Annotated in this window: 10 protein-coding genes; 7 read left to right on the top strand and 3 right to left on the bottom strand. The window is 52.6% G+C overall.

Features of this window, described 5'->3' with window-relative positions:
* The first annotated feature begins 32 nt into the window (after positions 1 to 32).
* The 6 genes from CRO74_RS12730 (at position 33) to CRO74_RS12700 (ending at position 9,721) form a co-directional block, all read left to right on the top strand.
* Entirely contained in the window at positions 33 to 1,586 is a 1,554-nt protein-coding gene (locus CRO74_RS12730; protein WP_097126431.1) for a carboxylesterase family protein, read from the top strand.
* A 151-nt stretch (positions 1,587 to 1,737) separates the two neighbouring features.
* Positions 1,738 to 2,979 carry a GDSL-type esterase/lipase family protein gene (locus CRO74_RS12725; RefSeq protein WP_097126430.1) on the top strand — a complete coding sequence of 414 codons (1,242 nt, stop codon included), beginning with the start codon at positions 1,738 to 1,740 and terminating at the stop codon, positions 2,977 to 2,979.
* An 8-nt stretch (positions 2,980 to 2,987) separates the two neighbouring features.
* On the top strand, positions 2,988 to 6,467 hold the full coding sequence (locus CRO74_RS12720) for a PVC-type heme-binding CxxCH protein (protein ID WP_179830185.1): 3,480 nt from the start codon (positions 2,988 to 2,990) through the stop codon (positions 6,465 to 6,467).
* 162 nt (positions 6,468 to 6,629) lie between these two features.
* Positions 6,630 to 7,175: an SDR family NAD(P)-dependent oxidoreductase gene (locus CRO74_RS12715; RefSeq protein WP_245877836.1), complete on the top strand. Its 546-nt coding sequence runs from the start codon at positions 6,630 to 6,632 to the stop codon at positions 7,173 to 7,175.
* Between the two features lie 538 nt (positions 7,176 to 7,713).
* On the top strand, positions 7,714 to 8,298 hold the full coding sequence (locus tag CRO74_RS12705) for an RNA polymerase sigma-70 factor (protein WP_097127092.1): 585 nt from the start codon (positions 7,714 to 7,716) through the stop codon (positions 8,296 to 8,298).
* A 460-nt stretch (positions 8,299 to 8,758) separates the two neighbouring features.
* Positions 8,759 to 9,721, top strand: coding sequence for a phytanoyl-CoA dioxygenase family protein (locus CRO74_RS12700; RefSeq protein WP_097126428.1), 963 nt, complete (start codon positions 8,759 to 8,761; stop codon positions 9,719 to 9,721).
* Positions 9,722 to 9,857: 136 nt separating this feature from the next.
* Here CRO74_RS12700 and CRO74_RS12695 read toward each other — a convergent pair whose 3' ends face one another.
* The 3 genes from CRO74_RS12695 to carB all read right to left on the bottom strand — a co-directional run bounded on the left by CRO74_RS12695 (position 9,858) and on the right by carB (position 13,789).
* On the bottom strand, positions 9,858 to 10,283 hold the full coding sequence (locus CRO74_RS12695) for a putative toxin-antitoxin system toxin component, PIN family (protein WP_097126427.1): 426 nt from the start codon (positions 10,281 to 10,283) through the stop codon (positions 9,858 to 9,860).
* A gap of 78 nt (positions 10,284 to 10,361) precedes the next feature.
* Complete coding sequence (locus CRO74_RS12690) at positions 10,362 to 10,577, bottom strand: antitoxin (protein WP_097126426.1); 216 nt, start codon at positions 10,575 to 10,577, stop codon at positions 10,362 to 10,364.
* Between the two features lie 335 nt (positions 10,578 to 10,912).
* Positions 10,913 to 13,789: a carbamoyl-phosphate synthase large subunit gene (carB, locus tag CRO74_RS12685; protein ID WP_097126425.1), complete on the bottom strand. Its 2,877-nt coding sequence runs from the start codon at positions 13,787 to 13,789 to the stop codon at positions 10,913 to 10,915.
* 14 nt (positions 13,790 to 13,803) lie between these two features.
* Here carB and CRO74_RS12680 point away from each other — a divergent pair, with 14 nt between their 5' ends.
* Positions 13,804 to 13,998, top strand: coding sequence for a hypothetical protein (locus CRO74_RS12680; protein ID WP_097126424.1), 195 nt, complete (start codon positions 13,804 to 13,806; stop codon positions 13,996 to 13,998).
* The last annotated feature ends 67 nt before the right edge of the window (positions 13,999 to 14,065 follow it).

The raw sequence follows: 14,065 nt of genomic DNA, 5'->3' as shown, positions 1-14,065 counted from the left end.
CAAGCCCATTAACTTTTCGACCATAAACTTACATGAACAGGTATCTTCTTTACTTGGTATGCCTTATAGCCGAACTGGGTCTGACCATAACAGTAACGGCGCAGTCCACGGGTTCGCTCCGCCGGTTTTCGGATGAGGTTTTCCCCCGCTTCGATACGCTGAACAACCTGACCTACGGGCAGGCTGTCAACCTGAAAGGCGAGCTGGAAACGCTGAAACTGGATATTTTTCTGCCAGAAAAAAGCGATACCCTCCGCAAGCGCCCCCTGCTGATTTTCATTCACGGGGGCGGTTTCCAGAACAACGATAAGGTCGGTGCGTTCAGCACGATGGTCTGCGGCAGTATGGCCCGGCGTGGCTACGTGGCCAGCTCCATCAACTACCGACTCGGCATCGACAAGTCCAAAAGCGACACGACCTATTTCGAGGCTATGTACCGCGCCGTGCAGGACGCCAAAGCCGCCGTGCGGTTCTTCCGGAAAAACGCTCAAACCTACGGCATCGACCCCGACCAGATTTTTGTGATGGGCAGTTCGGCGGGGGCGAAAACGGCCATGCACCTGGCCTACCTGGATCAGGTCGAAGTACCCGCCTGGGTCAACACCAAACGGCTGGGCACCCTGGAAGGCAGCAGTGGTAACCCCGGCTATTCATCAAAAGTGCGGGGCGTCATTAACTGCTGGGGTGCCATGATCAACTACCGCTGGATACAAGCGAGCGATGCGCCTATTTTCAATGTTCACGGCATGGCCGACGTGACAGTGGCCTTTGATTCGTCGTTCAGCTACCACGGGTTTCGGCACGGCAGCACCATTCTGTACGACCACGCCCTGAAACTGGGCATCCCGACCGGCTTGCAGCTTTTTGAGAAAACCGGACACACGCTCGATAATGACAAGGAAAAACAACGGGCGGCACTGGAGGAGATCAGTCACTGGCTCGTTACGCAGTTGGTGCAGCACGAACCCAAAACCGGACCGGAAGTATTTAAGTGGACAACGGATATAGCGCAGTTACGCCACCTCGATTCCACGACGAAAGACCCCCAAAACGCCATCCTGTTTTCGGGGAGTTCCTACATCCGGCGCTGGACCACCATCGGGCGTGATCTGGCTCCTTTCCCGATCATTCATCGGGGGTATGGCGGGGCGAAACTCAACGATTTTGCCTACTTCATCAATCAGATCATGGCCGCTCACCGGCCCCGAGCGGCCGTTTTTTATGTCGGTAATGACATCGTTGGCCTACCGATCGACAAGACTCCGTTGCAGGTGCTGAATCTGGTCAAAAACGTGACTCAGCAAATTCGGACCAAACACCCTGACCTGCCGATTTTCTGGATTCAGGTGTCGCCAAACCCCAAACGATGGGCGGTTTGGGACCAGACAAGTGAGGCTAACCGGCTCATTGAGCAGTATTGTGCGCAAACGCCCAACCTGCATTACATCGAAACGGACTTCACCTTCCTCGGTGCCGACGGCAAGCCCATCCCGTCGCTGTACGACGCCGACACGCTTCATTTGAACGAAGCGGGCTACAAGCGCTGGGCGGTTATTATCAGGAAAAGTCTGATGACGCTTAAGTAAGACCATCTGCATTTCTTTTCGTTGAGTAAATCAGGTTTTGTTGAAACTTTCGTAGGTATACCCATCCGGTGATCAATGGTCATTTGCCGGACGCTCATCCGAGCCTACGAAGCATCAGGACACGGGCTTATTCACGTTAATCAGAAAATGCATGAGAACATGTAAGGTGTCGGCTATACCAGGGTTTGCGCTGGTAATGCTCCTTTTTTTCACCTGTAGACTGGCCATTGCGCAGAATGCCTCCCAATCGCCCAATTCGCCCTTCGAACTGAAGAACGGCGAACGAGTGGTTTTCCTGGGAAATTCACTCTTCGAAAATGATTTTCAGTACGGCTACCTGGAACTGGCGCTGAGCACGCGCTGGCCCGACCGCGACATTACCTTCCGCAACCTCGGCTGGACCGGCGACAACGTCTACGGCATTGCCCGAAGCACGATCACCAACCCGCCCACAGGCTACGATCTGCTGATGGAAAGCCTCACCAAAGCCAAACCCACGCTGGTTTTTCTGGGCTATGGCGGGGTCGAAGCGCAGGACGGGGAGGCCGGTTTAGCAACATTCATCGAAGGGCTGACCAAATTGCTCGATAAGGTCGACCAGTTGGGGGCCAACGCCATTCTCCTCTCCCCAATTCCGGTGCTGACCACCGATCTGACCCAAAACGTGGCCGGTCGGAATGCCATGCTCGAAACCTACGCGGCTGCCATTGCCCGGCTGGCTTCCCAACGCGGCAAACGGTACCTCGACCTGTTCAAACCCGTTCAGGCAATTGGCCAGCAAACGACCATTACCGACAACGGCATCCACCTCAACGAAACCGGCTATTACTACCTGGCTACAGCTCTCGAAAAAAGCCTGGGCTTGCCGCCCCGCTTTACCTCCGTTACAATTGCGGCCGGCAAAAATGCAGCAGTAACGACCGGAACGGCCAAACTCCTGAACGCGGAAAACAGCCCCGCTACCCTGACCTTCTCCCTCGACGAAACACGATTGCCGCTCCCCCTCCCCGCCATCGACCGGGGCATCACCAACAACGGCCCGGTGCTGAAAATAACGGGGTTAAAGAAAGGTTTTTATACCCTCACGGCCGATAAGGAAACGTTGATAACGGCCTCGGCCAGCGACTGGGCCAACGGCATCGAACTCCGGCAGGGACACTCGTATGAACAGGTTCGCGAACTGAGACAGATGATTTTAAAGAAAAACGATCTGTTTTTCTTCCAGTACCGACCGCTCAACACCACCTATATCCTGGGTTTTCGCTCCTACGAACAGGGACGGCATGTGAAGGGGCTCGGAGAGCAAAGTATTCTCATCAAATGGCTGGAAGGACAGATTGCCCTGAGCCGCAAACCCGCTGCCAGCGTGTACCAACTTAGCCCGTTAAAGTAATGAACGTCATGAAAACTGCCCGCCCTCTGCGCTTTCTCTATACATTCTTCACGGTCTCGGCGGTGCTGCTGATCACCTCGGCCGTCAACCCGGATAACCACAGCGACAATCCGGACCCCGACCCCAAACGCGAACTGGAATCGTTCAAAGTTGCCGACGGATTTGAAGTAACGCTGTTTGCCGCCGAACCGCTGGTGGCCAAACCCATTCAGATGAACTGGGACGCCGACGGACGCCTGTGGATAGTTAGCAGCACAGCTTACCCGCACCTGAAAACAGGCGAACAGGCCAACGACAAGATCTTTGTCGTAGAAGATACCGACGGCGATGGCAAAGCCGACAAATCGACCATTTTTGCCGAAGGGCTGCTCACGCCCACCGGCATTCTCCCCGGCGATGGCGGTGTGTACGTCGCCAACTCCACCGAAATCCTGCATTTTATGGATACGGACGGCGATGGCAAAGCGGATAAAAAGCGCCGGATTCTGAACGGATTCGGCACCGCCGATACGCACCACCTCATCCATACTTTTCGCTGGGGTCCCGAGGGGCTGTTGTACTTCAACCAGTCCATTTACATCTACAGCCACGTCGAAACTCCCTCGGGTATCAAACGGCTGGAGGGCGGTGGTGTCTGGCAGCTTAACCCCAAACACCTCGAACTGGATGTGTATGCCAAAGGGCTGGTAAACCCCTGGGGGTTGCAGTTCGACCGCTGGGGGCAGTCCTTCCTAACCGACGGTGCCGGGGGCGAAGGCATCAACTACGCTTTTCCGGGGGCTACGTTTCTCACCTCACCGGGAGCCGCCCGCATCCTGCGCGGACTCAATCCGGGGCAGCCCAAACACAGCGGACTGGAAGTGATTTCGGGGCGGCACCTGCCCGAATCGTGGCAGGGCAGCGTTATTACCAACGACTTCCGGGCCAACCGCATCAACCGGTTCCGGCTGGAGGAACAGGGCAGCGGCTATGCTTCCAAACAGGTTGAAGATTTGCTATGGACCGATAATGTCGCCTTCCGGCCCGTCGATATTTCTGTTGGACCGGACGGGGCGATTTACGTAGCCGACTGGTATAACCCCATCATTCAGCATGGCGAGGTCGATTTCCACGATCCGCGCCGGGATCAGCAACACGGTCGTATCTGGCGCATTGTCGCGAAGAACCGGCCGCTGGTCAAACGTCCGCAATTGTCGAAAGCCTCCGTAAGCGAACTGCTGGAGGCTCTGAAATTACCCGAAGACTGGACCCGCTCGCAGGCCAAACAGCAGCTGAAAGCGCGTGGTGCCGCTGAAGTGATACCGGCTCTTGAAAAATGGGTGCAGAATCTGGACAAAACGGATACCGAATACGAACACTATCTGCTCGAAGCCCTCTGGACCTACCAAACCCTTGAGGTGGTCAACGAGCCGCTTCTGCTGCGTTTGCTGAATGCCCAAAACCACAAAGCGCGGGCGGCTGCCCTGCGGGCTATGGAACTGTGGCACACGAAAGTGGCCAATGTGCCCGCCCTGCTCACGAAAGCGGTGGCCGACAAACATCCGCAGGTCCGCATGGAAGCCGTCATTGCTCTCCGAAACGTAAAAACGCCCGAAGCCGCCCGCACGGCCCTGTCCGTACTGGACAATCCGATGGATGAATTTCTGGATTATGCCCTCTGGCAAACCGTTCGCGAAGCAGAACCCCTCTGGGCACCCCGCCTGAAGAAAGACCCCACTTTTCTGGGCGATGCCCGGAAAACTGTTTTTGCCCTGAAATCGGCCAGTAGTGCGGAGGCCGTTACGCAGTTAAGGCAGCTGTACCAGCAGGGTAAAGTGCCGGAAGAGTACCGGAAAGACGTACTCGGGTCGATTGCGAAGTTTGGCAGTGCGGCCGACCTGACCGGTCTGTTCGAAAAAGAGATACAGGTTAAAGGTAGTCCGGCCAGCGAAGTTGCTATGGTGCTCGGTACACTGGAAGAAGCTGCCAGTCGGGGCGTTAAACCAGCCGTGAACCTGGACCGGATCACCGACTTTATCGACAGTGACGACGACGCGATTGCGACCAGTGCGATCCGGCTGATTGGCCTTTGGCAGCTAACCGAACTGAACGGAACGCTGGTCAATATTGCCCGGAAGAGCGACAAAAACCAACGGAAAGCCGCCCTCGGTGCGCTGGCTGTTACGGATAAAAACAACGCCTGGAAATCGCTGATCGACCTGACTAGCGCCAAAAGCCCGGCCGATCTGCGACTGGCCGCAGCCGCTCAACTTGTGTCGGTCAATGCCAGCGAAGCCGCCCGGATTAGCGCCGATCTCTTACGCACACTCCCCGAGCAAACCGACGTAGACGACCTATTTCAGGCGTTTTTACGCAGCAAACCAGGCACCAAAGCCCTATCCGATGAATTGACCGCCCACAAAATACCGCAGAAGCGTGCCATGATTGGTCGGCAGCTCATGCAGCGGGGCGTTCCCTATAACCGGCGCAGCGACGAGGACGTCAAGCTACTCGCAAAGGCATTTGAAGCATCTGGTGGGGTTTTGCCCGCCGAGAAGATGCCGCAGGAACTGTCGGCACAGGAAATCACCAGTCTGGCGAGCGTTGTCAAAGAAACCGCCGACCCGGTAAAGGGTGAAATGATTTTCCGCAAAAGCAATCTGTCGTGCCAGACCTGCCATGCCATTGGTGGAGCCGGGGGCCGCATTGGGCCGGATCTGAGCAGTCTGGGCACCAGTTCGCCCATCGAAACCATCACCCGGTCTATCCTCTACCCGAACCAGTCCATCAAGGAAGGGTACGAACTACAGCGCATCGCCAAAAAAGACGGCAGCGAACTCATGGGCTATCTGGTCAGTAACGGCACCGCCGAGCTGGTCATCCGCGACGTATCGGGGCAGGAAGTGTCGGTTCCTAAAAGTCAGGTGAGCGTGATCGAGAAAGTGCCGGGCTCGCTGATGCCCGCCGGTCTGACGGCTAGTCTGGATAAGCAGGAGTTTATTGATCTGGTGGGTTTCCTCTCGAAGATGGGCGAATCGGGCAAGTTCCGGGTGCCTACGGAGCGGTTTGTGCGTCGCTGGAACGCCGTTTCCAGCAGTAAGGATCTCGCCAAAAAACTCCGGGAGGACGGTCTAGGCTATGTAGTGAAGGAAAGTGCCAAACTGGCCCTGCAATCGGCGTATAGTAAAGTATCCGGGGAGTTGCCGATTGAGGAATTACCCATCATCACAAATGGCAACAAGCCCTACAGCCTCGTCCGGTTCGATCTGGAAGTCGTGAGCAAAGGGAACGTGAATCTGGCCCTGAACAACACCGCCGGTATCACCGCCTGGGTAGACCAGAAACCCGGCAAACTAACCGACCGGGGCCTGCTTACCGATCTCTCGCAGGGGATGCACACGATCACGCTGGCCATTGACCGAAGCGTTTATAAAGATGGCCCGCTCAGGGTTCAGTTGGTGGATGCGGAGAATACCCCCGCCCAGACACGACTGGTAATGGGACGGTAACCAATGTAGCACGGGTCTTTAGCCCGTACAGCCGAAGGCTCATCATTCCCCGTTGATAGAATCAGGGGAATGATGAGCCTTTCAACAAAGCAACTTTGAGCGGCTCAACAAAGTGAGCCGGTTAGATAACACCGAATTTTGTCGAACAAAAAATCAACGACAATGAACAAAATTTGGTTTATCACCGGCAGTTCCAGAGGTCTGGGACGGAATCTTACTGAAGCGCTTCTGGCAAAAGGCGATGCTGTAGCCGCCACCGCCCGCAACCCGAACCAGCTGGCCGATTTAGCGGCCCGATACCCGGATCAGCTTTATCCTATTCAGCTCAACGTGACGGATAAGGCGCAGATCAACGCTGCGGTAGAACAGACAATAGCCTACTTCGGGCGCATCGATGTGCTAGTCAATAACGCCGGGTTTGGCATAACCGGCGCGGCAGAAGCCTTCACAGACGAGCAGGTACGCAGTCAGCTGGAAACGAACCTGTATGCGTCTATTGAAATAACCCGCGCCGTGTTGCCCTATATGCGGCAGCAACGGTCGGGGCGGATTCTACAGATCAGTTCGATAGGCGGACGCGTTGGCCGGGCGAGTGTTTCCGTCTATCAGGCGGCTAAATTTGGGTTAAGTGGATTGCCCGAAAAGCCGAGTTCGATAAGTGGCTCCCCATCACGGTCTCCACCGACCACGACGAAGCGTATTACCTGATCAAAGAGAAAGGCAAAGCTCCGTCGGAGGTGTATCGGACCTAAGTTTTGAAGACTTGTCGCACTTTTTGTTCGCCTTCAAGAAAACGTACGGCGTGGCTCCCTCGAAGGTGTAATAGAGCATGCCGTGGTCGTTGGGCATAGTCACAGACTATGCCGAGCCAGAAGTACAACGCAAGGTGTATTTATCATCCCAGATTAAGAACGGGCGTTTGTTGGTTATGCTTCAACAACGGAAAAATTCAAAACTACTCTGCGGCAAAAAATAGTCTTCTCAACGCCCATCCGGACGGGCCTCCGTATTTTCTTCCCCGAAAAGACTGTAGTATCTCTTATTGGCATCGTTCCCGGCAACGATTGCATAGAAATAATCTAGTAAATAGTTGCAATAATTAATAAATGAAAGGAGATTAATAGAAGAAAGAAAAAGAGACAAGTAGGCACCTACTTCAGCTTTTAGCAGAAAAGTACAAATTTCGTTCTATCTCTCTTAGCCAAACCACACAATAAGTTTGAGCCTATACTTCTCTATTGATACCGTGAATTACAAATCACTTCCAGACGAACTATTGCTGTTGTATCTACGGACTGGAGATGAAAATGCTTTCCGGGAAATTTATCTGCGATACTGGAAGAAATTATTTAGCGTTGCCCGGCAAAAAATACAAGCGCTGGATGCCGTCGAAGAATTGGTTCAGGACATCTTTCTCCGCCTTTGGGAACGCCGGGACTCCTTACAAATTGATCGGTTAGACGCCTATCTTTTCACCGCCGTCCGTTATGCCTGCATCAACCACCTCAAGTCAACCCTAGTCCGGGAGAAGTACGTCGATTACGCCTACGCCCACTACAACGACGCGTCGTATACCACCGATGAACAACTTGATCTGGACGAGTTGATGGGCGCCGTAGAGCAGCAACTGAACGACCTCCCCGAGAAAACCCGCCAGATCTTCCGCCTGAACCGACTGGAGTATCAATCCGTAAAAGAAATTTCGACCCATCTTAAAGTCCCCGAACGAACGGTCGAGTACCACATCAGTCAAGCCCTTAAATCCCTCCGCGTCTACCTTCGCGATTACCTCCTGACCGGCTTATTGACGATGCTGTTTATGGATTGTTGAGCGGGTGTATGCACCAAACGGCATCCTGCCGTTCAGCCGTCGGGCTATGAGCAATTTATCTCCTCTTTTACCAGTCCAAACGACTACTCACACAGAATAGTCAGGCTAATTAGCACCCGTCAACAACGAAATAGCCGGAAATAAACAGTCGAAACCTATATACATGCGCGTTAGTGTACTAATTTTGCAATTGAGCATAATTATCGTTAAATAGATGAATCTATCTATGAATGATACGAATAATAAGTATCGGAGCTAATTCATGACAGTTTATAAATATTTTCGATAGATTCATCCCGATAACTGCTCACTATCAACAGGTATACGGTTAACCATACCGTTAAACCAAGATCGGCTGGCACAATACTGGGTTATGCATGAAGTGTACAGATGCACCCTGACTTGTCTAAACCGTTTGGCAGTTTGATATACGCTATCTATTAATCCCTCACTAAAAACAATGAAAAACATTTCCGTCGCCCAGCGAATGAACCTGCCCTGGGTTGAATCGCCGTTTTTTAACGATCTTCTCCAAAAGCACGAGCTCACTCCCGAACAACGTGAACTGGCTACGCATTACAACCGGGAAGGATTTGTCGTATTGTCTCAGCAAGTGAGCCATGAACTGATCGACCGGACACTCCAGGAGATTAAAGGGGAGTACCCGGACAATGTTGGTGAAGAGCCTTCCCGACACCAGGATATCTGGAAGAAGTACGGCACGGTTCGCGAGTTGGCCTCTCAGCCAGCCATTTTCGACGTGTTGCGTATGCTTTACGACCGCGAGCCCATTCCCTTTCAAACGCTCAACTTCAAATTTGGCACCCAGCAACGCGCACACTCGGACAGCATTCACTTTAGTTGTACCCCCGCCCGCTTCATGTGTGGCGTTTGGGTTGCGCTGGAAGAAACATCGGCTACAAATGGCCCTTTGTTCTACTATCCCCGCTCGCACCGGCAGGAGGAGTTCAACTATTTCGATCTGGGCATAGAAGCCCGCGGCAATTACGAGGAGTATCCCAACTATGAGGATTTCGTAGAAGAGTTTATGGCCGCCAAGGGCTATGAGCGTCAGGAAATACACATGAAGAAAGGCGATGTTCTGATCTGGTCGTCGAACTTGATTCATGGCGGGATGCCCATTACGGGGGGCAACGTAACGCGCTGGTCGCAGGTGACGCATTATTATTTTGAGGGTTGCATGTATTACTCGCCCCGCTTCTCGGATATGTTCTCCAAGAACTTCAACCTGCGGCACGTGATCAATATTGCTACCGGAAAAGTGGTCCAGCACAGCGAAAACGGTAAACCCATCGAAACGATCAATACCGGCAACTTCCGATACGCCGTGAGCCACAACTTCACCTTACCTGTACTCGCCAAGGAACTGGTGAAAAAGCTAATCGGTAAAAAGCCGTTTTAAACGTCTCTTCCGATCACCTACGTTAGAAACGAATAAGGGTCGCTTTATGAGCGACCCTTATTCGTTTTTATACTTCTCTCCTACCGACTCAGGTACAGGTCCCGCTCGGAGTAGACCTTCTGAAAGTAATCGTCCGTTAGCCAATGTAGCGCTCATAAAAAGTGGCGGGACTGATCATGACTGTATCGATGACTTGCTTTAAATCCAGCAAATCACGATCTCCTGTTATGATAAAGTCTGCTTTCACAAACAGTGCTACTTGCAATACGTTGTTGTCATCGGGGTCACGAGAGTCTGTTGGCAAGTTGTTAGTTGGATTAACAAGTTGTGCGTCTATTCTGACCTGCTGTAGAATAGCGACCTGCAACGATAATGGCAGTTTGAATTTTTCTCTTTTTAGTATTTCTGCTAACTCATTCAGGAGCCATTCGGATGTGTACAGCGTATATCGCTCAGCACAATATTGGTATACCTCGGCGGGAGTCTTCTTGAATATAAAAGCGGAAAGAAGAACGTTTGTATCGAATAGTACTTTAGTAGAAGATCGTAAACTAGTCGCCATAATTTCAAGCAGCTAGGGCAACCTTCACCTTTCTGTACTTCATTAATAAATTCAGGAAACGCATAAACTAATTGAAGATTACGAGATTTCTCTATAAATATCTTCTTCCGTTAAAAAGCCAGCCGCTTCAGCATAGGGCTTTATTTCTGCCCGAATCCGATCCATTCGCTGCTGACGCAGAAAATTATCAACCGCTTTTTTTATTAGGTCAACTTCACTGGTCTGTAGTGACTCAGATATCTGCTTCAACTCACCAGCCAATTTATCATCTAACTCAACAGATACAACTGTCATAACTTATCCGCTCTAAGAGTACATCGTAAATATCCGTTTTATAAACGCGAATCACAACAAAACCGGAAGTCTCTGAAGCAGTTGAGCCACATCTGCGTAGATATGGCTCAATTAATATTCCTATAAATAGGTTTTATCCCCTACCGGCTCAGGTACAGATTCCGCTCGGAGTAGACCTTCTGAAAGTAATCGTCCGTTAGGTCGTCGATGAACCGGGCTAGCGCACCAGTAGATACCTTCTCCCGTGGATTACATTTCGGGCGGTGCGCCGTTGCGACCGAGTTCCTTGTTTACGTTCGGGAACTTGCTGAACGAGAACACCTTAAACGACCCTTCTACCGGCTCAGGTACAGGTTCCGCTCGGAGTAGACCTTCTGGAAGTAATCGTCCGTTAGGTCGTCGATGAAATAGATACCTTCTCCCGTGGATTTCATTTCGGGGCCGAGTTCCTTGTTTACGTTCGGGAACTTGCTGAACGAGAACACGGGAATCTTGATGGCGTAACCCTTTTTAACGGGTTTGAAATCGAAATCTTTTACCTTTTTATCACCCAGCATCACCTTGGTGGCATAGTTCACGTACGGCTCCTGGTAGGCTTTGCAGATGAACGGCACCGTGCGGCTGGCGCGAGGGTTGGCTTCAATAATGTAGACCACCTCGTTCTTGATGGCAAACTGAATGTTGATCAGTCCGACCGTCCTGAGCGCAATAGCAATCTTCTTCGTGTGCTCTTCAATCTGCCGGATTACGTTCTCGCTCAGGTCGAACGTAGGCAGCACGGCATACGAATCACCGGAGTGGATACCCGCCGGTTCGATGTGCTCCATGATCCCGATGATGTACACATCTTCTCCATCGCAGATGGCGTCGGCTTCGGCTTCGATGGCGTTTTCGAGAAAGTGATCGAGCAGGATGTTGTTGTCCGGAATATCCTGAAGGATCTTCATGACATGCTGCTCCAGTTCGTTCTCATTGATCACGATCTTCATGTTCTGACCACCCAGCACGTAGCTTGGGCGAACCAGCAGCGGGAAACCTAACTCGCGGGAGAGTTCCAGCGCCCCTTCCGCTTCCCGTACCGTTCCAAATTTCGGGTAAGGAATCTCAAGGTCGCGCAGCAGACTCGAAAACTGACCCCGGTCTTCGGCTAGGTCGAGGGCCTCCCAACTGGTACCAATGATTTTAATGCCGTAGCGCGTCAGTTTCTCGGCCATTTTAAGGGCCGTCTGACCACCCAGCTGCACAATTACGCCCTCCGGCTGCTCGTGCATGATGATGGCGTGAACGTGCTCCCAGAAGACGGGTTCGAAATATAGTTTATCGGCAATATCGGGGTCGGTCGAAACGGTTTCAGGATTACAGTTAATCATGATGGTTTCGTAACCGGCCTCTTTGGCCGCCAATACGCCGTGTACGCAGGAGTAGTCGAATTCGATGCCCTGCCCAATACGGTTGGGACCGGAACCCAGCACAACGATTTTTTTACGATTGCTCCGGATTGATTCGTTACCGGGCAGGTCGGAAACCGGTTCGGCATGATCCGTCGTGATGGGCACCTGGTTGTTAAACGTCGAGTAATAGTACGGCGTTTTGGCCTCGAACTCGGCCGCGCAGGTGTCCACGCATTTATATACCCGGCGAATGTTGTGCGCCTGGCGGTATTGATAGATTTTACTTTCTTTCACCTGCAACAGGTGCGCCAGCTGACGGTCGGCATACCCTTTCTGCTTGGCGATGCGCAGCAGTTCGGGCGGGATATCGTCCAGATCGTACTGCTGGATTTCGCGCTCCAGCTCGATCAACTCCTCGATCTGGTGTAGGAACCAGGGGTCAATTTTGGTCAGTTGCTGGATGGTCCGGAACGACATACCCGCCTTAAAGGCATCGTAGATATGGAAGAGCCGGTTCCAGCTTGGATGTTGCAGACTTTCGGTCAGGGCGTTGCGGTCGGTGAGTTCGTGGCCGTCGGCACCAAGCCCGTTGCGCCGGATTTCGAGCGACTGACAGGCTTTTTGCAAGGCTTCCTGGAAGTTCCGGCCAATGCCCATCGCTTCGCCAACGGATTTCATTTGCAGGCCCAGCGAGCGGTCGGCACCCGGAAACTTATCGAAGTTCCAGCGTGGCACCTTCACGATCACGTAGTCGATGGCGGGCTCGAAAAAGGCCGATGTCGTTCCCGTGATGGGGTTCATCAGCTCATCGAGGTTGTAGCCGATGGCCATTTTGGCGGCAATCTTCGCAATCGGATACCCCGTTGCTTTAGACGCCAGCGCCGACGACCGGCTCACCCGTGGGTTTACTTCAATAACGATGATATCGTCCGTTTGCGGATTGACCGAGAACTGGATGTTACAGCCGCCGGCAAACTGCCCGATGCCGCTCATAACCGTAATAGCCAGATCGCGCATTTTCTGGTACAGTGTGTCGGGCAGGGTCATGGCCGGGGCCACCGTAATACTGTCGCCGGTATGAATACCCATCGGGTCGAAGTTCTCGATGGAGCAGATGATAATAAAGTTGCCGTTGTTATCGCGCAGCAGCTCCAGCTCATATTCTTTCCAGCCCATCACGCTTTGTTCGACCAGCACCTCATGAACGGGCGATGCGTGCAAACCGGCGGTGAGTGCCTTATCGAAATCTTCGGGACGATTGACGAAGCCGCCCCCCGTTCCGCCGAGCGTAAACGATGGCCGGATCACGAGCGGGAAGCCAATTTCCTGCGCAATTTCTTTCCCTTCGAGGAAGGAACGGGCCGTACGGCCTTTGCAAACACCCGCGCCCAGTTGCAGCATCAGCAACCGGAATTTCTCCCGGTCTTCGGTCGTTTCAATGGCTTTGATGTCAACCCCGATAATCTGAACATCGTATTTTTTCCAGATGCCCGCCTTATCGCAGTCGATGGCCAGGTTCAATGCCGTTTGTCCACCCATTGTTGGTAATACCGCATCAATGGGTTTGCCCATCTCCTGGTGTTTTTTCAGGATGTCGACAATGGACTTTTTCTCCAGCGGCAGCAGGTACACGTAATCGGCGTTGATCGGATCGGTCATGATCGTGGCCGGATTGGAGTTGATCAGCGATACTTCGATGCCTTCGTCGCGGATGGAACGGGCAGCCTGCGAACCGGCGTAATCAAATTCACAAGCCTGGCCGATCACAATGGGACCTGAGCCAATGATCAGAACGGAACGAATGTTGGAATTTTTTGGCATTTTTCAGTGGGAGAATGGACCACGTCGACATTCCGGTTACCCGGTACTCGGGCGATCCTACAGGAACACTGGCTTTTTATTCTTTAGTGAACAAGACAACGATTGTTGGTGGACCGCTGGCGGATACCCAAAAATCCTGCAAAAGTAGCGCATACCGGGGAAAGGAACAGACTATTCAGCATTTTTTTACGCTTTTAACGAAAAAGTAATCCATAACCTGACTCGGTGGTACCACTGGATAGCCATTGTTGCAAAAGGGGGAGTCGTATTTTAATT

This window comes from Spirosoma fluviale, assembly GCF_900230225.1.
GTDB lineage: Bacteria > Bacteroidota > Bacteroidia > Cytophagales > Spirosomataceae > Spirosoma > Spirosoma fluviale.
The sequence above is the reverse complement of the archived record's forward strand: the minus strand, read 5'-3'. Positions and strand labels throughout refer to the sequence as shown.